The organism is Desulfovulcanus ferrireducens (assembly GCF_018704065.1).
GTDB classification, from domain to species: Bacteria; Desulfobacterota; Desulfovibrionia; order Desulfovibrionales; family Desulfonatronovibrionaceae; genus Desulfovulcanus; species Desulfovulcanus ferrireducens.
This window is the reverse complement of record NZ_JAGUQP010000002.1, coordinates 60,319-78,265: the sequence shown is the minus strand read 5'-3', so window position 1 is coordinate 78,265 and position 17,947 is coordinate 60,319. Positions and strand designations below refer to the sequence as shown.

Sequence of the window (17,947 nt, the reverse complement as noted above, 5' to 3'; positions counted from 1 at the left end):
CCCTTTTTTATTAAGTGAGAGGGTTAAATATGACCGCCAATAATGAGCAGCAAAGTTTAAATGAAATAATAGAGTTAACCGAAGTGGTTGAAGAGGGAACCTCCCTAAAGAAAACGGATAAAAAAGAATCTGAAAACGTGGAAGCCTTTCCCAAAGAAAAGGCGGTTGAAGGCAAAGATTTTGATGAAGAGTTAAGTGATATTTTTGAGAGCGTCATAGATGAATCAAAGCCGGGAGAAAAGACAAAGGAAGATGAAATTGATGATTTAGGTTTTGACGACTTATTTGAAGAAGAAGCCCTAATTGAAGCAAAGGAGTCTCCCGAAGAACGAGCAATAGATAAAAGAGAAGAACCGAGCCAGGACGACTCCACCATTCAATCTTCCGTAACCACAGAAGAATTTGGAGATGAGTTTGCGGAATTAGATAATATAATTGCCGATCTGGATGAAAGTAGCCCAGATAAAGTGCAAAAAGATGTTTCTGCCGAAGAAAAGAGCTTATCGTATATTGAAAAAAGTGTTCAGAAAAATCAGTCTGAACATAAAGAAAAAAAACTTGACGAGGATGCTTTAAATACGGAGACATCCCCAGATAATCCAGAGAATCAAGACATAGAAAAAATAGCTGCTCTTGAAGACAAATTCATGGTCCTGGAGCAAAAAATAGATACGATAGAGACAGAATTTGAAAATAAGCTCACGGGAATAAAAAACGAGCTGATAAACGAGATTAACAGCCAGGTAGCTGAACAAGTTAAGCTCCAGTTAGCGAAAATGCTGCCAGCTGAACTTGACCCGTTGAAACAAAAGATTGAACAGGTCGAAGAGAAACTGAATAATTTATCCATTCCTGGAAACGATGAGATAAAAGAGATCGTTGTTCAAGAACTGAACAGAATTCAGGTTGAAAATAAAGACGTGGATGATGACAAACTCAAAGAAGAATTACAAAACTACATGATAGAACTGGTAGGTCAAAGGTTAGAGAAAGAGACTTCAACCTGGCACCGGGAAAAAAAGGCTTTGGCTCAAGAAATTGAAAACGCTTTAAAATACTGGGGAAAATTACAAGACAGGCTTGAAAATATGTCCTCTGAACTGGCAAAAGTCAAAGACATACCTTCTTCGGAAGATTTTTCAAAGCAAATAGAAGATATCTCTCACAACTTTGTAACCCGGGATGATTTGAAGCTTTTAGCCAACCAGTTAAAAATAGAAATGGAAGAATTTGTGAGCAAAAAGGTGCCAGCTGCCGCAGCCCAGGTGATTCGAGAAGAGATCAGTGCGCTTTTGGCTCAAAAAAGTAATAAAAAATAGCTAAAAAATATATGAATCACTAGCCGTAGTTATAACCGTAAGTAGGTTAGACTCAAAGTGCTGGCTAAGGCTAGGCACAAATTATTCAACAGAAGAAACTCTCGACTAGCTTGCAAGTTGGTGCTATATTTTTGAAAAAAGGGGAGGGCCTAACGGGTTTTTTCCTTTTTTGCCGCCCGGATAAAAAAATTGTCTGGTCAAAGCCATTTCCCACCGGGCGGATTTTTTATTTTGAGGGAAAAGGTAAAGGGTTCCCGTGGTAAATGACATGCCCTACGCCTTGAGCCTTAGACACTAAACTTTAGAGGACGTTGACTATGGACCAACTACAGAAGCAGGCACTGCAGGTAACCAAAGAAATAGTAGTCAAGTTTATTGAAATTGGCCGGATTTCTCCGAACAACTTTCCGGAATTCTTTTCGCTCATCTATGAAGAAGTTTTAAAAAATATTTCCAGGCCCCTGTCAGAACAAACCGAGGATAAAAACTAATTTCAGACAATGACTATCTCTGAACACAGCCAGAAAGTGGCGGGACTTTTTGGCCGTATTGCCCGCTGGTATGATTTTTTAAACCATTTTTTAAGTCTGGGCCTGGATATTTATTGGCGGTATAGGCTAGTCAGGACTATGGCCGTACCAGCGGAGGGGCTCGTCCTAGACTTGGCTGCAGGGACACTGGACGTGAGCAAAGAAGTTTTGCGACAGAATCCTTCCGCCAAAGTGCTAGCGCTTGATTTTACCCTGCCTATGCTTCTCACCGGACAAAAAAAAATGAATACCTGGGAAAAAAAACGCATATTTCCTCTCCAGGCTGATGCAAGAAAAATTCCGTTGCCAGACGAAAGTGTGGACTGCGCAAGCATTGCCTTTGGTATCCGCAACATCTTACCCAGAAATCAAGCCTATGCTGAAATCCTGCGCGTTTTAAAGCCTGGCGGGACATTATGTATTCTGGAATTCGGGACCGGGAAAAGAAAAGTCTGGAAAGGTATATACAATTTTTATTTGTCCAGGGTATTGCCACTAGTAGGTAAGATGGTATCAAAAGATGCTTTCGCCTATAGATATCTAGCCGAAACTATTTGCAATTTTCCAGGCCCCAATGAGCTGGCCCGAGAAATCATTCAAACAGGTTTTTCCCGGGCATTTTTTTATCCTTTAAGTTCAGGGATTGTGTATATTCATGTGGCACAAAAATAGACCCTAGCTCTCTAGCCGTTAAACGAGGATTTCTAAAAAATACAATAAAAAAATCAAAATCTCCGGCCCACAAAAACGATAACCAGGCCGAGAATAATGGCAGTAAAACCCATTCGGCGGAGAGCGGAAGGCGGCTTTTGCGACAAGAGGCTTAAAATTTGAGGCATTTTTTCCGCCCATAGAAAATAGGGTAGCCCTTCTATGACAAAAGCTAGTCCCAAGGCTGAGAGAAAGAGGGAAAAATCAAACTTCATGAGCAATATTTATCCTCAAAGATAATGAAAGTCCAGTTTTAGAAGATAGCTCATATTTGATAGCTGTGGAAAGAAAATATTAATGCCTCAAAGTACGAGTTAAATCAGGGAGGAAAAATGATCCGCTTTGATGAACTGATTAGTAAACAGGAGTCCATTGCTGTTGTCGGTTTAGGCTATGTAGGGCTTCCCCTGGCGGTGGCTTTTAGTAAATATTTTAAGGTCATCGGCTTTGATATTAGTGAGGAAAGAATCGCGGCTCTAAAAAAGGGTGTGGACAACACCAAAGAAGTTGAACCAGATGAATTGAAAAAAGCTTCCATAAACTTCAGCACTGACCCCAAAATCCTTGGGGCGGCCAAGTTGATTATAGTGGCTGTGCCTACCCCCATAGATACATATCGTCGCCCCAATCTCAGGCCGGTTATAAATGCGTCAATTAGTGTGGGGCAAAACTTACAACCAGGCTCTGTAGTTGTTTATGAATCCACAGTTTATCCCGGGGTAACAGAAGACGAGTGCGTACCAATCTTAGAACGGGAATCAGGGCTCAAATGCGGCCGGGACTTTTGGGTTGGCTACTCTCCTGAACGTATAAATCCCGGAGATAAAGTCCATACCTTAGAAACCATCGTCAAGGTTGTTGCAGGCCAGGACAAAGAGACTACAGAACTGTTGGCCCAAGTTTACGGACAGGTGGTGAAAGCCGGCATTCATAAGGCCTCTAGCATTAAAGTAGCCGAGGCAGCTAAGGTTATTGAAAATACCCAAAGAGATTTAAATATTGCCTTGATGAATGAGTTGGCCATGATTTTTGATCTCATGGACATTGACACCTTAGAAGTTCTCGAAGCTGCTGGGACCAAATGGAATTTTCTGCCCTTTAGGCCAGGCTTGGTGGGTGGTCATTGTATCGGAGTGGATCCGTATTATTTGACTTTCAAGGCTGAGGCTCTAGGCTATCATCCCCAGGTGATTTTGGCTGGCCGGCGGATCAATGATTCCGTAGGCAAATATGTGGCTGAAAAGACAGTAAAAGAGCTAATTAAACGTAATTGCCTCATAGGCCACGCCCGAGTTGGCGTCCTTGGCCTAACTTTCAAAGAAAACGTACCTGATTTAAGAAATAGTAAAGTAATCGATATAATTACAGAACTCTCTGAATACTGCCTTCAGGTTCTTGTCCATGATCCTCTAGCTGACCCAAAAGAGGCCGAAAAAGAATATGGAGTTAATTTACTTGCTTTTGACCAACTGACAGACTTAGATGCTCTGGTTTTGGCCGTGCCGCATCAAAGCTATAAAAATTTGAGTGCTGCAGATTTGGCCAAGTTGTTTAAAAATCCTCGAAATGGAGTGCTGGTAGATGTCAAAGGCATGTTCAAGCCAGACGAGTTCAATGCTCATGGGCTATCATATTGGCGGCTGTAGATTAGTTTGGTTTGTAAAATGATTGAACAGACAACTTAACACAGCACCATGACCATCCATTTGTGGCAAGATTGTTGAAGTGGATTTATGCAGGTGAGGTACCACCTGGACTCTTTAAAATCAGGAGACACTGTCTTTGTTGAGTGTACTCAGGAACAGATTGATAAGTTGCAAAAAATTTTAGCGAAGAAAAAAGCCTCTATTAAAAACATTACTGATCTTAAAAATAATCATAAATACCTGGCGATCCAAAAGAATTGATGCTTGTTTTTGCTGCGGCCACAATAAAAGAACTAGGCTCATTTATTCACGGCCACCTTCCCCTGCCCAAATTTGATTCAGGGCTGGTTGTCACTACTTATAAAAACAAAGAGGTGGCTTTCTTAGTTACAGGCATTGGCCCCCTGAACGCCAGCCATAAATTAACTGCGTGTGTAACCGAGTACAATGTAAGCGGAGTAGTTAATATCGGCATTGCTGGGAGTTTCGACCTGAACTCTCTCGGATTAGGAGATATTTGTGTGGCTAAACGGGAAATCTGGCCTGAGTTTGGTTTGGTCACTGATGATGGCATCCAGGCTCGCGGCCTAGGGTTTGCCCAGGCCGCTATAAACGGAGAAAAGATTTGGGATGTTATTGAACTCTCACCTGAACTGGCCAGCAAAGACCTGGGAGTTTTCCTTCCCATGTCCTGGTCCAGGGTAATTAGCTTAACTGTGGCCGGAGTTACAGGGGCACAAGCAAGGGCCCGGTTGCTTAGACAAAAGTACGGCGCACACATTGAGAATATGGAAGGCTTTGCTCTTGCTTATGTTTGTATTTTGAGACAGATTCCTTTTATAGAAGTACGAACTATTTCAAATCTGGTCGGCTCTAGAGACAAAAAAGACTGGAATATAAGTCTAGCTCTAAAAAAGTTGAATTCAATTTGGCCGACTTTTTTTTAAGGTTCGACGTTCGAGTTTTTTGTGTTCGAGGTAATCGTAGCCTTTTCACAAATCCAGGCTTAACTTTGAGCCTTTTAAAATAATTCAACATCCAACATTATCCAATGTCTGATCTTAAATCATTAAGCATAGCTATTTCTCCCTGCCCCAATGACAGTTATATTTTTGGAGCTTGGGTGCTGGGGTTGCTCGGAGACGTAGAAGGCTATAGGAGCAGGTTTTTTTGGAATGATGTGGAGGCCCTGAACGAACAGGCTGAAAAACAACAATTTGATGTAATCAAGGTTTCAGCAGTCCAGGCTCTGAAGGTTGATGCAGAGTATCATATTTTAAGTTGTGGCGGAGCATTTGGACTGGAACACGGACCAAAACTCGTGGCTCTGGCGGGGAAAAAGGGGGTGTTTAAGCGTATTGCCGTGCCAGGGTTAAAGACAACGGCCTTTTGGCTGCTTAAAGGGGCACTTGAATATGAGTTTGAGCCTGTTCCCATGGTTTTTGATCAAATCGTTGAGGCAGTGCAGAGACAAAAGGTTGACGCCGGGCTGGTTATTCATGAAACTGCCCTTGTTTATGAACATTATGGTTTGGATCTTGTTTTGGATCTAGGCCAGTGGTGGAAAGCCAGGACGGATAATCTTCCCCTTCCCCTGGGAGTGATTATTGCCAAGAAATCACTCGGGCAGCAACTGATCTCTGCAGTGCAGGAAAAAATACAGGCATCTATTAAGCTTGCTCATGAGGAAAAAGAGGCTGTCTGGCCTTTTATAAAGTCCCTGGCCCAGGAAATGGATGACCCTGTCATTGAAGAGCATATAAATGCCTATGTTAATTCTTTTAGTCTTGAAACTGGCCCATTGGGAAAAAAAGCTTTGGAAATCCTAAAGGATATTGGTTAAATAGTTAAACAGTTGATTCGTGAGCCAGTTAACCAATAAATCACTTATGATAATGGAAACAGCTTGGACTTAAATAAAAATAAAATGAACGTAAAAGAATATTTGCAAAAAGAATTACCCCTGATAAACTTGGTTCTGGAAGAAGAGTTAAAGGGGTTACACCCTTCAGTGCGCCAGGTTGCCGAATATACTTTAAGCGCTGGAGGCAAACGATTACGTCCACTCCTGACCATTTTAATGGGCCGTGCTTTAGGTTATACGGATAAAAATCTATATCCACTAGCCTGCGCCCTGGAGTTTCTACATTCAGCTACGCTAATGCATGATGATATTTTAGACAATGCGCATTTGCGCAGGGGAAAGAAATCAGCCCATCTGGTTTTTGGATTGACTCAGACAGTTCTGGCCGGGGATGGGCTCCTGGCGCTAGCCAATATGATCGTGGCCCGATACAATTTGCCACCTTTGACTCATTGTGTGGCTGAAGCTATCTTAAAAACAGCCAGCGGAGAGATTGAAGAAATTCATTGGTTAAGAAATCCAAACCTAACTGAAGACACTTATTTGCAAATTATTGAAGGCAAAACAGCTTTTCTTATACAGGCCGCCTGCTTGTGTGGTGCTATTATTGCAAATAGTGATGAATATATGCAGGATAAGGCTCGCGTTTATGGTTTAAATCTAGGCATTGCTTTTCAACTTGTAGATGATGCCCTGGACTATACTTCAGTAAGCGCAATCTCTGGCAAACCTCTGGGTGGGGATCTGAGAGAAGGAAAACTTACCTTGCCTCTTATTTTATATCTTAAAAAATTGGATGAAGATAAAAGAAAGAATCTACTATCTAAAATAGCGGAAAACAATTTGAGTGAAGAAGAAATAGAAGAGGTTATAACATCTATACAAGAGATGGGGTTGGCCGAAAAAGTACGTCAGGAAGCTCAAGTTTTTTTGCAAAAGTCCGAAAAAGCTTTGGTCAATTTCCCAGACACACTGGAAAAAGAAATACTAAAAAAAATTCTAGGGTTGGTTTTGTCCAGAGACAAGTAGCATAAATATAGAGTTTAGAGCTCAGGACGGCAAGGACATCAGAAGCATCACTTGACTAGAAGCATTAATTAGTTTTGCTATAAATATGTATTATTTTGTAAAATTATTATGTTATTAAGCCAAGTCCCGCCCCCAAACCAAAAAAATGGATGACAAAAAAAAATTAGCCCATAAGCTGAAAAACTCACTCAAAGATACTCTCTACATAGTTTTTCCGCCGGTCATGTCTAAATTAGCGCTTGAGGCATCCAAGACCAAACCAGATTTGGACGAATTAGTCCAAATTATTAGCCTTGACCCTGCTCTTAGCGCGGCCATTCTCTCCTTGGCCAATTCTCCCTTTTACAGCTTGAGTCAAAAAGTTACGGACATAAAAAGAGCAGCCGTAGTTTTAGGGACAAAAGAGATCTTAAAAATAGCCATCTCTATTACATTTCAACGAAATCTTTCAGCCAAGCTCGAAAAATGTTATGATTTAAAATATAATATTTGGAGTCAGATTGTCTGGGGGGCCTCTGCCAGTGAACTTTTGGCCCGGAAAGTATGCCCGGAAAAAGCAGAGATGGTTTATCTCTGCTCATTGCTAAAGGACATGTCCCTTCTTTTAATTTGTTGCCTGAAAGATGAACGCGCGGATATTTTTAAAAAATTACAACCAGAAAACAAACTAAATATAATTTCTTTGCATGATAACCAACTGAAACTGGAAGAAAATGAATGGGGCATAACTCATCCGGAACTTACTCTCGCATTGCTCGATGCATGGGGATTCCCTGCAGAAAATTGCCAGGGAATAGGCAAACATCATGACATTGAAAACCTGCACAATTACTCACCTTGTGACCAGGCTATAATTTTAGGAACTTATTGGGCAGAAGCAGAGTTCGCTCATAGAGACTTTCGAGCTTTATTTCAACTCAAGCAATGGGCCAAAAAGCTTTTCCACATTGACGCACAAGAATTTGAAGCGTTACGCGCTCAAAATACAGACCGGTTTAAGGCTCTGTGCCAGAGTTTAGGCATAAGAGAAACCGAAAATGGAATCAAATTATACGAATTACCGGTACAACGCATTCAAGATTTTTACTTTATGGCCCAAGAGATTGGTCAGTCAAACGGATCCTTAGAAAAAGTCGTCAAAACAGTAGCCAAACATCTTTATTGGACTTGGAACTTAAGCAACTTTTATCTGGCCTTACGTTCTCCTTTGACGAGATATTATCACCTAAACCGCTATCAGAGAAAAGAAGGTGTGCAAACCTTAGGCGAATATGCTAGTTTTGAACAGATACCCATATCGGGCAAACTGTTGCCCCTTTCATCTGGTTCCTTGCACATTGGCGGGCTCTGGATTGATAAGAAGGAGCTATCGCATGATCGGTTAGAAGAACTCAACTTATACTCTGACTTCCTGGCCAGACACTATAAAGTTTATTATTATCGACAATTAGGTATTGAAAGTAAAGCCAAAGCTATAGACCTTCTTCCTGTTGGTATAGCCCAGTTGAATCTTAATGGAGAAATTTTACAGTTAAACCGTAAATTAAAAGAGATATTAGGAATAAACGCAAATATTCAGGGTACGTTTTTCTGGAATTTAATGTCACAGACGCACAAGTTACCCCCTGATCCTCTATGGCTTGACTTCTTGGAAGGCAAATCAAAATATTATAGCAAACTTTTTTGTTCCTTTGAACCCACATCCAAACAAAAAGAGCCATGCTGGCATATCGCTGCCCACAAAGTTAAAATTGAAAAGGTAGAGCAAATCATGGTTGTTGTACAGGATATCTCCGATATTACCTCTTTGGAGGCAGATATTGTCCGACAACGCGAATTCTTGCATGGTGTGATTGAGTCCATGCAAGATCTTGTTCTAACTGTGGATAAACAAGGCCAAATTCTCTTTGCTACCCCAAAGTATGCTGCTCCCCACCTCAAAGGAAAAAATTTATTTACCATTGCTACTCCAGCACCTGTCATTGCTCCTATTTGGGGACCAAGCATTCTTGATCAACAGGATATGCCAATCGAGGCCACTATTCCTTTGGGAAATACCTTGAAAACCCTGGAGTTAATCATAACTAAACTAAGTGGTCCAACTCCTCAATATCTTATTGTTGGCCGTGACCTGACTACCATTAGACGATTAGAACAAAAAATCAAAATGCAAGCGACATTTGACTATCTGACTAAGATATTTAACCGCCATCAACTCAAACTATTTTTGAAGCGAGAAGTCAGTCGGGCCAAACGAACCGGAAAAGGGTTAGGCCTTATTTTTTTTGATTTAGATAAATTTAAAACATATAATGATTGTTTTGGACATCAAGAGGGCGACCGGGCTCTGGCAAAATTGGGCCGGATTTTACGTCAAAATTCACGACAAGGAATGGACTTTCCCTGTCGTTATGGGGGCGATGAATTTGTCCTTCTGGCCAGCGAGGTGGATAAAGACAACCTGGAAGCCCTAGCCGAAAGAATTAAAGAAAGTTTTGACCAAATATTTAATGGTCAATTAACGTTAAGTATTGGTTTGGCCATGTTAAAAGAAGATGAGGATGCAAATAATTTGCTCTTCAGGGCAGACCAGGCAAGTTACAGGGCCAAAAGCTCAGGGGGCAATAGAATTGCTTGGGCAGAAGATGTTTAAGCACAGAGGGATTGAAAAAGCACAAACCGCTGTTTTTTTTACTATAGTAGTCTTATGCATAATTGCCTTTTGCCTGGTAAAATCAATAAACCCGCTTAATAAATATGCAAATCAGATTCATCCCACAGGATAATAAAAACAAAAAAATTTCCAACCCACAACTTTTGAATCTTAGAAGCTACAAACCCACGACCTCGTTATTTTACAAGTAAACTTTAATTTAAGGAGTACGAACTATGCTTTTTAAGATAGAGGTTGCCCTGCGCCCCGACGTCAAAGATGTACGCGGAGAAAAAGTAGCCCGAAAGATCAGGGAGGAATTGGGCATACAGGTGGAAAAGGTGCGCATCATCAAAGGCTATACCATCGCCGGACTAACTGAAAAAGAAGTGGACCAGGTTCTGGCTAAGGAAGCCCTCTTTGATCCTGTTCTGCACAGAGCTTCTTTAACTCCCCTGGCCCAGGATTTTGACTGGGTTATTGAGGTAGGATTCAGGCCGGGTGTTACCGACAATGAGGGGAAAACTGCTACTGAAGCCCTAAAAATGGTTCTGGGTTCCGCCTCAGGTAGTGAACAAGCAGATTTTAGAGTATACACCAGTGAACAATTCCTGCTTACAGGAGATTTAACCCAAGATCAGGTTGAGCATATTGCCCGGGACCTTTTGGCCAACGAACTTATTCAGCGCTTTGCAGTAAAAAGCAGAGATGAGTGGTCAAAACAACCTGGCTTCCCTGTTGTTGAACCCAAAGTTACTGGTCAGGCCAGCGATGAGGTGGAGATCGTTCCGCTACAAGGTTTAAGTGATGAAGAACTTTTGCGCCTGAGCCGTGAGAGGGTTCTCGCTCTAAGTCTTCAAGAATTATACGCCATAAAAAATTATTATAGCCGAGAAGAGGTACGAAAAGCACGCCAGGTTCTTGGGTTGTCCTCTGAGCCTACAGATGCTGAACTGGAGTGTCTTGCTCAAACCTGGTCTGAACACTGCAAACACAAGATATTTAACGCCCGGATAGCGTATGAAGACAGGGAAACTAATAAAAAAGAGCTGATTGATAGCCTATTCAAGACCTATATAGCCGGAAGCACCAAAACCATCCGCCAGCAAAAAGGGGATAAAGATTTTTGTCGTTCTGTTTTTAAAGACAATGCTGGTGTCATTGAGTTTGACGAGGAACTCCTGGTCTGCATCAAGGTAGAAACACACAATAGTCCTTCTGCTCTGGATCCTTATGGAGGGGCGTTGACCGGTATTGTTGGCGTGAACAGGGATCCAATGGGTACAGGCCTGGGCGCCAACTTGCTGTGTAATACAGACGTTTTTTGTTTTGCATCGCCTTTTTACGATAAAGAGCTCCCCCCAAGACTGCTTCATCCCCGCCGGGTCATGGAAGGCGTACGCGAAGGAGTAGAGCATGGCGGAAATAAATCCGGTATTCCCACTGTCAATGGAGGGGTAATTTTTGATGAGCGCTACCTGGGTAAACCCCTGGTCTTTTGCGGGACCGTCGGTACTATTCCGGCCAAAATCAACGGCCAGCCCGGATATGAGAAAAAGGCCCGGCCAGGAGACTTGATTGTCATGACTGGTGGGCGCATAGGCAAAGACGGTATTCACGGAGCCACCTTCTCCTCCGAGGAACTTCATGAAGGCTCTCCTGCAACAGCCGTACAAATCGGCGACCCGATTACCCAGCGCAAAATGTATGATTTTTTGATGAGGGCTAGGGACATGGGCCTGTATAATGCCATCACCGACAATGGCGCGGGCGGACTCTCTTCCTCTGTAGGCGAGATGGCCGAGGACTGCGGCGGATGTGACCTGGACTTAAGCAAGGCACCACTCAAATACGATGGTCTGCGGCCCTGGGAGATACTCTTGTCTGAAGCCCAGGAAAGAATGACCCTGGCTGTTCCGAAAGACAAGATTGATACTTTTCTGTCTCTGGCCCAGGAAATGGATGTTGAAGCCTCGGTTCTGGGCGAATTCAATGATTCCGGCAAATTTTTGGTCCGGTATAAAGACAAAATAGTTGCCTATCTGGACATGAACTTTCTGCATCACGGCCTGCCCCAAATGGAACTTAAAGCCATCTGGGAAAAGCCTTCGTTTCCTGAGCGGGTTGAAATTCCTAAAGACAAAATCGGGGATCAGGGAAAATTTTTAGAAAAGATGCTCTCCAGGTTAAATATTTGTTCTCGGGAGTATATAATCCGCCAATATGACCATGAAGTGCAGGGTGGAAGTGTAATTAAACCCCTGGTGGGTCTTGTAAACGATGGCCCGGCCGATGCCGCCGTGATCAGACCCGTTCTGAGCAAAGACCGGGGCTTGGTTGTTAGCAATGGCATTTGCCCAAAATTCAGCGATTTCGATACCTATTGGATGATGGCCAATGCCATTGACGAAGCCATACGCAATGCCGTGGCCGTGGGCGGAGATTTACGCCATATGGCCGGGGTAGACAATTTTTGCTGGTGCGATCCTGTCCAGTCGGAAAAGACACCAGATGGACATTATAAACTCGCACAACTGGTGCGGGCCAATAAAGCTTTGGCCCATTATTGCCAAGTCTTTGGTGTGCCCTGCATCTCGGGCAAAGATTCCATGAAAAATGACTACACCGGTGGAGGAGTAAAGATTTCTATACCTCCTACGGTCTTATTTTCGGTCATAAGCGTGATCGAAGACATACACATCTGTGTCACTTCTGATTTCAAACAACCTGAAGAGTTGATATACATTCTGGGGCTGACCAGAAAAGAGTTAGGCGGCAGTGAGTTCTTCTCTGAACTGGGGCTAAAGGCCGGCCAGGTTCCACTGGTGGATGCCTTAAGTGCCAGGAAGAGATATTTAACATTGAATCAAGCTATACAGCAAAAACTGATCACATCTTGCCATGATCTCTCTGACGGAGGTCTTGCTGTGGCACTGGCAGAAATGGCAATTGGAGGTCGCCTGGGCGCACGCGTGGATCTGGCCCATGTTCCTACTTCGCCACGAGATCTATCTCTGGAAGAGATGCTGTACAGTGAGTCTGCAAGTAGATTTCTGGTCACAGTCAAAAAAGAGAATAAACAAAAATTTGAAGACCTGTTCCAGGGCCAGACATTGGGCTTTATAGGACAAACTCTGGCAGAACCAAAGCTCACATTTGAGTTTAAAGATAAAGCACTGTTTACCTGTGAGGTAGAAAAACTAACCGCTGCCTGGAAGAAGACACTCGATTGGTAATCCAACCTGCCACGCCTAAAGTAAGGGGCACAGCACGCTGTGCCCCTTACTTTAGAGCCTGTGGCCGAACCTCTTTATCAACTTAATTTCCATGGTTTATTCTAGTCTTGGTTTCTTTCATGCTGGTACAAAGACTTGGACCCAACTAAAACTTGCTTGCGGACAGAGCATAATGGGATATTCTAGGTAAACAAATCTTCTTTTTATTATCGAAAGTTATGGTCATTGTCGCAAAATGTTTAGCCCATTTCTCCCGATGCTCTGTTTTTCCGCAAGCTTCGCAAGATGGGCTACCCAAGCCATTTGTAATGCATTTCAGAAACCAAGACTTTCAATCAGCGGTTAAAATAGGGTGGCCACAGGCTTTTTAGCTATTATTTGCTACACTATTTGCTCACTTTGTCTCCTAAAGCCAATCCAACCAAGAGATCCGTCCTGAAAATTTTCAGTTGACTAGCCAGACAACCATTTTATTTATTAGTTTGTTCAACTTTCCAAGCTACACAATCCGGAAAGTTGAGTTAGTTTATTTTTTGGCAAGAAAATTTAGTTTGAAGATAGGAGGTAAAGATGGTTTCACGCAAGGTCTTTTCCAGCAAAGTATTTGAGATTGGGAGTGATATTTTACATTTTATAATCGGAATCCTGCTTATTCTCTTGGGTAGTGTCTTTGTATTTCACGTGGTTACTAACTTGAACAAGCTTCTTATAGGTCAAGACCTGGCCGTAACTGTTGGCACAATATTGAATAAGATCTTTTTTGTTCTCATGATCTTGGAAATGGCCCATACAGTAATGATTTCTTACCAGGAACATATCATAAAACCTGAACCCTTTTTATTGATTGGGCTGATTGCTTCTGTACGTCGAATTCTGGCCCTGACCTTAAATCTGGTGGAAACACACCCAGGTATCGAAGAATTTAAAATGGCCATGATTGAAACAGCTATTTTAGGTGCGTTGATTCTGATTTTAGTGGTAGCTATCGTACTTTTGCGACGATGTGATCAGAGAAAAAAAGAAGAAAAATCCATAGTAGAAATAGAAAGCTCTGGCCCTTAAAATCAATTTAAGGAAAAGATATATAGACTAAAAAACCAGTCTCTCAGACTGGTTTTTTATTTTTTACACAAGCATCTTGTCAAAAAGCTTAAACCAATGCTATGTCCAAACCCAAAAAGGCAGGAGAAAAAAAATCTTTCAACTTTTTTAGGCAAAGGAGCACTTTATGGGCCAAGTCAGAATTGATCCTCACTCAAAATGTGTATGCATCCCTAGGTGGTTAATATTTAGTAAAAAAATTCCGTTGAATCAAATTAAGCAAAAATCGGAATGTATAGAAAATGATGGGGCCAATAAGATTTTTAAACTAACTCTGGCTGGCGACTTTGGTAAACAAGAAATCAAATTTTTAGACTATGACAGCTACGCTACTTTTATTTACGAATATCAAAAGGCTACCTTAACCTCTTGATTATTCAAATACTATTCTCCCAATTCTCCTAACTTTCAGGGCGAAAAGTATCCTTTTCGCCCTGAAAGTTATCTCCGGCTATAAATCTCTATCCTGGCCAATGCCTCTAATTCCTCACTTAAGGCCAAGGCTTCCTCTATCCTTTCTCCCCAACAAATAAGGCCATGCCTCTGTAAGAAAATACACTTTTTTGCTTTTGCCTTCTGGCCCACAGCCAAGGCCAAGTCTTTGCTGCCAGGTTTTAGTGCAGGAACCGTGGCCATTTGAGCCTTAAACATCTCGGCCTCAAAAAGAGGTAAATCTAGCATATCATGTTTGAGCAAAGACAGCGCCAACAAATGCGGGGGGTGAGTATGCACAATAGCCTGGGCATTTTTTTGCTGGCGATAGATTTCCAAATGCATGGGGGTTTCTGACGAGGGAAAGCCTTTGTTTAAGAGGCGACCTGACTCGACATCTAAGACAGATAAGTCAGAAACTCTTAGGTGGCCCTTGGCCGCTCCGGAATTGGTGATGAGCATGCGATTGTTCTCGCGCAGGCTTAAATTGCCGTTAAAACCATTCAAAAGGCCTTTATCCCAGGCAGTCCTAGCACCTCGGATCAAATCCTGAACCAGATGCATTGGAAAGTAGACTCCAATGCCAGCATCATCTTTTTTAGGTTGAAGAACCGGCTTGATATCTATAATTGGAGTTTGGTCCACAACTTCTAAGGGATGCACCAAAAGTCTGTTCCCATCAGTATCAATGATACGCACCTGATGAAGGCCGATGGGATTTGGCCGATCCGGAGATCTGGTGGCAAAAACTCCATGCAGGGGAATATTAGGATTGTCTCTCGGATGGCAGCGCAAGACATCCCGCCTGGCCATGTGCAGCCAGGTAAGGACAATTATTTCCTGATCAGGGGATAGACAATCGAGAGCTTCAGCATATTGCGGGAAAATCTCGATCCATACTTTGGGGCATTTTGCATCGCCCTGCTTGGGACACTGCCCTGGGTCTTTGACGGGTGAACGAACAAGGCCTATGGTGCGTAATTCGTGATTCATAATTCGCGACTCTTTTATCATAATATTTAATTTTTTGTTTTTCATTCCACGAAAAGCCTGATGCTTCTGTCTGATAGAATAAAAAAAACTTGAGCCTAGCCGAAAATAAATTATTAATACAATTATTCACAATCCGGCAAGAAAAAAACCGCAAGCGCTTAGAGTCTGTGGCCAAACCCCATTTTAACCGCTGGTTGAAAGTCTTGGTTTCTGAAATGCATTATAAACGGCTTGGGTAACCCACTCTTGAACTTTGCTTGCGGAAAGACAGAGCATCGGGATGAATGGGCTAAATATGTTGCGAGACTTACCGCAACTATCTAAAATTTATGAGCGATTTTTTTGCAGTTCAAACTTTGAGATTGCTTCGCTACACTTTGTTCCAGTCGCAATGACAGGGGCGAGATTGTCATTGCGAGGGCAGCGAAGCTGTCCGTGGCAATCTCACCCATTGAGTGAAAATCGCTCAACTTAGGTATAATTAAAAGTCTATTCGTTTATCCAAAGTACACCATTATGCTCTGTCCGCAAGCAAAATATAGATGGGTCCAAGTCTTTGTACCAGCATGAAAGAAACCAGGACTGAAATAAATTATGAAAAGTTGGCCTCTTAAGTAAGGTTTGACCACAGAAATACCTCAAGATAATCCTCTTGCTTCCGGCTAGACTAATAGTTTATGCCAAAAACCATCTTGCTAATCGCCCAACTATTGACAATTGCTAAGCTGACATGACCACCCAGAAGACGGACCACACCCCTACTATCAACATTGTTAGGCCATATTTGCCAGTAAGTGTTTATTAATAAACTAACATAACACGGAGGTTTAAAATGAGAATGTTGGCTGAATTTTTTCCGGAATTCTCTGAATTGCTGGATAAAATGGATAACCTCTACCAAGAGAAACGGATGATCGATGAAAAGACCTACCAATTCATCTGTTTTGCACTTTCGATTAAGGCCCGATCCAAGCCTTGCGTTCTAAAACATTTCAAGGGAGCCTTGGAAGCTGGAGCTACTGTCAAGGAATTAGCATATATCCTTGCTCTAGTTATGAGAGAGGCGGCCGGAGCAGACGATTGTTGGACTCATGATGTGATCGGAGACTGGAAAGAAATAATTGCAGGAAACATAAAATGTGATTGTCAAAAATAAACCATAAATAAATTTTTAATTTTGCTGGGTTTCGAAGAAGATCTAATAACAAAGCTGGAGTCCTAGCCTGCCTGTCACGTTAGCCTTTGGCTTTCTAGAGTCTGTGGCCAAACCCCATTTTGACTACCAGATTAGAAATCCTGGTTTCTTGAAAGCATTGCAAAGGGCTGGGTAAGCCATCTTGGCTAAGCTTGCGGATAAGCAGAGCATCGGGATGACAAAGCTAAGTATCTGGAACTATTTGCCATAACTATCGACAACAAAAAGAATATTCATTTATCCTAAATGCCCCATTATGCTCTGCCCGCAAGCAAGCTATAGATGGGTCCAGGCATTTGCACCAGCATGAAAGAAATCAGGATTGAAAAAAATTATGTAAAATTGTCCTCTGAGTAGAGTTTGGCCTAAAACTTTCTAAGGAGTAAAGAAGGATATGATAGAAAATAAAAAAATAAAAAACGGCACAAGTTGTTGAGCGCAACCAGCTAACAAATCCGGTCGGGTTTATACTGGCTCTTCTGTCCAAACTGATTCTGGGGACAACATAAAAAACTGTATGGTATGTGGGTCTCAATTAGAATACCTCAATCATGCCGTAGAGCTGCAATGCTCCAGTTGTGGCAGACTTGAAACAGGTCATATTCGTTGCCCAAACAACCATTATGTTTGCGATATATGCCACAATCAACAAGCTATAAAAACAATCAAAGAAATTTGTTTGTCGGCCAAATCTAAAAATCCTTTTGAGATTGCAGAGCAAATAATGGCTCTCTCTCAATTTCCTATGCTTGGATGTCACCATGCCTTTGTTGCAGCAGGAGCTTTAATGACTGCTATTCGGAATGAAGGGACTATAAGAGTCGCTGACGAACAAATTGAAGAAGCATTCAACCGCACAGAACGGCAAGCTATAGGTGGTTATTGTGGGTTAACAGGGGTTTGCGGCATTGTACCTGCCATTGGTGCTTGTTTTTCTATCCTGCTTGGTTCTAAATGTGGAACGGATAAAGAACAGAGATTGACTATGGAAGTGGTTTCAAAAATTGTTCATGCTATTACAGAGTTAACAGGACCGAGTTGTTGCAAAGCTTATGTTCGAACAGCTCTGGAAAACGCTGTGCATTTTTTGAAAGATAACTTTAAAATCTGTCTTATGCTGCCTTCGACCCCTATTCAATGTAACTCTATCAACCAGCATCCACATGGATGTCGAGGCATGAAATGCCCTTACTTTAGTGAGCCAAACATCTAGCAAATCGCCCGGCCCCAGTTTCAAA

16 protein-coding genes are annotated in these 17,947 nt (G+C 42.2%); 14 read left to right on the top strand and 2 right to left on the bottom strand.

The genetic code is table 11. The features are described from left to right. Positions 1–29 precede the first annotated feature (29 nt). The 3 genes from KFV02_RS01490 (at position 30) to KFV02_RS01480 (ending at position 2,521) form a co-directional block, all read left to right on the top strand. The gene (locus KFV02_RS01490; protein WP_252379763.1) at positions 30–1,319 is read left to right on the top strand and encodes a V-type ATP synthase subunit I domain-containing protein; all 1,290 of its coding nucleotides are present in this window, start codon (positions 30–32) and stop codon (positions 1,317–1,319) included. 317 nt (positions 1,320–1,636) lie between these two features. Then, entirely contained in the window at positions 1,637–1,810 is a 174-nt protein-coding gene (locus KFV02_RS01485) for a hypothetical protein (RefSeq protein WP_252379762.1), read from the top strand. A gap of 9 nt (positions 1,811–1,819) precedes the next feature. Then, on the top strand, positions 1,820–2,521 hold the full coding sequence (locus KFV02_RS01480) for a ubiquinone/menaquinone biosynthesis methyltransferase (protein ID WP_252379761.1): 702 nt from the start codon (positions 1,820–1,822) through the stop codon (positions 2,519–2,521). Between the two features lie 53 nt (positions 2,522–2,574). Here KFV02_RS01480 and KFV02_RS01475 read toward each other — a convergent pair whose 3' ends face one another. Next, positions 2,575–2,775, bottom strand: coding sequence for a DUF2065 domain-containing protein (locus tag KFV02_RS01475; RefSeq protein WP_252379760.1), 201 nt, complete (start codon positions 2,773–2,775; stop codon positions 2,575–2,577). A 117-nt stretch (positions 2,776–2,892) separates the two neighbouring features. On the opposite strand from KFV02_RS01475, the gene KFV02_RS01470 reads away from it, so the two are divergent. The 9 genes from KFV02_RS01470 (at position 2,893) to KFV02_RS01430 (ending at position 14,462) form a co-directional block, all read left to right on the top strand. Further along, on the top strand, positions 2,893–4,206 hold the full coding sequence (locus KFV02_RS01470; protein ID WP_252379759.1) for a nucleotide sugar dehydrogenase: 1,314 nt from the start codon (positions 2,893–2,895) through the stop codon (positions 4,204–4,206). Positions 4,207–4,293: 87 nt separating this feature from the next. Beyond that, complete coding sequence (locus tag KFV02_RS01465; RefSeq protein WP_252379758.1) at positions 4,294–4,467, top strand: hypothetical protein; 174 nt, start codon at positions 4,294–4,296, stop codon at positions 4,465–4,467. Continuing rightward, a complete protein-coding gene (gene mqnB, locus KFV02_RS01460) occupies positions 4,467–5,153 on the top strand; it encodes a futalosine hydrolase (RefSeq protein ID WP_252379757.1) in 687 nt (228 codons plus the stop codon). Before KFV02_RS01465 ends, mqnB begins: the two co-directional genes overlap by 1 nt. Positions 5,154–5,257: 104 nt before the next feature. Beyond that, a complete protein-coding gene (locus KFV02_RS01455; protein WP_252379756.1) occupies positions 5,258–6,049 on the top strand; it encodes a 1,4-dihydroxy-6-naphtoate synthase in 792 nt (263 codons plus the stop codon). Between the two features lie 84 nt (positions 6,050–6,133). Then, positions 6,134–7,099 carry a polyprenyl synthetase family protein gene (locus tag KFV02_RS01450; protein WP_252379755.1) on the top strand — a complete coding sequence of 322 codons (966 nt, stop codon included), beginning with the start codon at positions 6,134–6,136 and terminating at the stop codon, positions 7,097–7,099. Positions 7,100–7,244: 145 nt separating this feature from the next. Beyond that, the gene (locus KFV02_RS01445) at positions 7,245–9,752 is read left to right on the top strand and encodes a sensor domain-containing diguanylate cyclase (RefSeq protein WP_252379754.1); all 2,508 of its coding nucleotides are present in this window, start codon (positions 7,245–7,247) and stop codon (positions 9,750–9,752) included. A gap of 236 nt (positions 9,753–9,988) precedes the next feature. Beyond that, positions 9,989–12,988: a phosphoribosylformylglycinamidine synthase subunit PurS gene (locus KFV02_RS01440; RefSeq protein WP_252379753.1), complete on the top strand. Its 3,000-nt coding sequence runs from the start codon at positions 9,989–9,991 to the stop codon at positions 12,986–12,988. Between the two features lie 570 nt (positions 12,989–13,558). Then, positions 13,559–14,050 carry a phosphate-starvation-inducible PsiE family protein gene (locus KFV02_RS01435; RefSeq protein WP_252379752.1) on the top strand — a complete coding sequence of 164 codons (492 nt, stop codon included), beginning with the start codon at positions 13,559–13,561 and terminating at the stop codon, positions 14,048–14,050. A gap of 166 nt (positions 14,051–14,216) precedes the next feature. After that, positions 14,217–14,462: a hypothetical protein gene (locus tag KFV02_RS01430; protein WP_252379751.1), complete on the top strand. Its 246-nt coding sequence runs from the start codon at positions 14,217–14,219 to the stop codon at positions 14,460–14,462. 68 nt (positions 14,463–14,530) lie between these two features. On the opposite strand, the gene tsaA is transcribed toward KFV02_RS01430, so the two are convergent. After that, the gene (gene tsaA, locus KFV02_RS01425; RefSeq protein ID WP_252379750.1) at positions 14,531–15,514 is read right to left on the bottom strand and encodes a tRNA (N6-threonylcarbamoyladenosine(37)-N6)-methyltransferase TrmO; all 984 of its coding nucleotides are present in this window, start codon (positions 15,512–15,514) and stop codon (positions 14,531–14,533) included. 832 nt (positions 15,515–16,346) lie between these two features. On the opposite strand from tsaA, the gene KFV02_RS01420 reads away from it, so the two are divergent. After that, positions 16,347–16,670 carry a carboxymuconolactone decarboxylase family protein gene (locus KFV02_RS01420; RefSeq protein WP_252379749.1) on the top strand — a complete coding sequence of 108 codons (324 nt, stop codon included), beginning with the start codon at positions 16,347–16,349 and terminating at the stop codon, positions 16,668–16,670. Between the two features lie 556 nt (positions 16,671–17,226). Next, complete coding sequence (locus KFV02_RS01415) at positions 17,227–17,922, top strand: DUF5714 domain-containing protein (protein WP_252379748.1); 696 nt, start codon at positions 17,227–17,229, stop codon at positions 17,920–17,922. Positions 17,923–17,947: the final 25 nt, after the last annotated feature.

Coding starts and splice junctions, on each gene's coding strand:
- mqnB (WP_252379757.1), top strand. CDS start 4,467: ATGCTTGTTTTTGCTGCGGCCACAATAAAAGAACTAGGCTCATTTATT.
- KFV02_RS01465 (WP_252379758.1), top strand. CDS start 4,294: ATGCAGGTGAGGTACCACCTGGACTCTTTAAAATCAGGAGACACTGTC.
- KFV02_RS01440 (WP_252379753.1), top strand. CDS start 9,989: ATGCTTTTTAAGATAGAGGTTGCCCTGCGCCCCGACGTCAAAGATGTA.
- KFV02_RS01445 (WP_252379754.1), top strand. CDS start 7,245: ATGGATGACAAAAAAAAATTAGCCCATAAGCTGAAAAACTCACTCAAA.
- KFV02_RS01415 (WP_252379748.1), top strand. CDS start 17,227: ATGGTATGTGGGTCTCAATTAGAATACCTCAATCATGCCGTAGAGCTG.
- KFV02_RS01450 (WP_252379755.1), top strand. CDS start 6,134: ATGAACGTAAAAGAATATTTGCAAAAAGAATTACCCCTGATAAACTTG.
- KFV02_RS01430 (WP_252379751.1), top strand. CDS start 14,217: ATGGGCCAAGTCAGAATTGATCCTCACTCAAAATGTGTATGCATCCCT.
- KFV02_RS01420 (WP_252379749.1), top strand. CDS start 16,347: ATGAGAATGTTGGCTGAATTTTTTCCGGAATTCTCTGAATTGCTGGAT.
- KFV02_RS01490 (WP_252379763.1), top strand. CDS start 30: ATGACCGCCAATAATGAGCAGCAAAGTTTAAATGAAATAATAGAGTTA.
- KFV02_RS01470 (WP_252379759.1), top strand. CDS start 2,893: ATGATCCGCTTTGATGAACTGATTAGTAAACAGGAGTCCATTGCTGTT.
- KFV02_RS01480 (WP_252379761.1), top strand. CDS start 1,820: ATGACTATCTCTGAACACAGCCAGAAAGTGGCGGGACTTTTTGGCCGT.
- KFV02_RS01475 (WP_252379760.1), bottom strand. CDS start 2,775: ATGAAGTTTGATTTTTCCCTCTTTCTCTCAGCCTTGGGACTAGCTTTT.
- KFV02_RS01485 (WP_252379762.1), top strand. CDS start 1,637: ATGGACCAACTACAGAAGCAGGCACTGCAGGTAACCAAAGAAATAGTA.
- KFV02_RS01455 (WP_252379756.1), top strand. CDS start 5,258: ATGTCTGATCTTAAATCATTAAGCATAGCTATTTCTCCCTGCCCCAAT.
- KFV02_RS01435 (WP_252379752.1), top strand. CDS start 13,559: ATGGTTTCACGCAAGGTCTTTTCCAGCAAAGTATTTGAGATTGGGAGT.
- tsaA (WP_252379750.1), bottom strand. CDS start 15,514: ATGAATCACGAATTACGCACCATAGGCCTTGTTCGTTCACCCGTCAAA.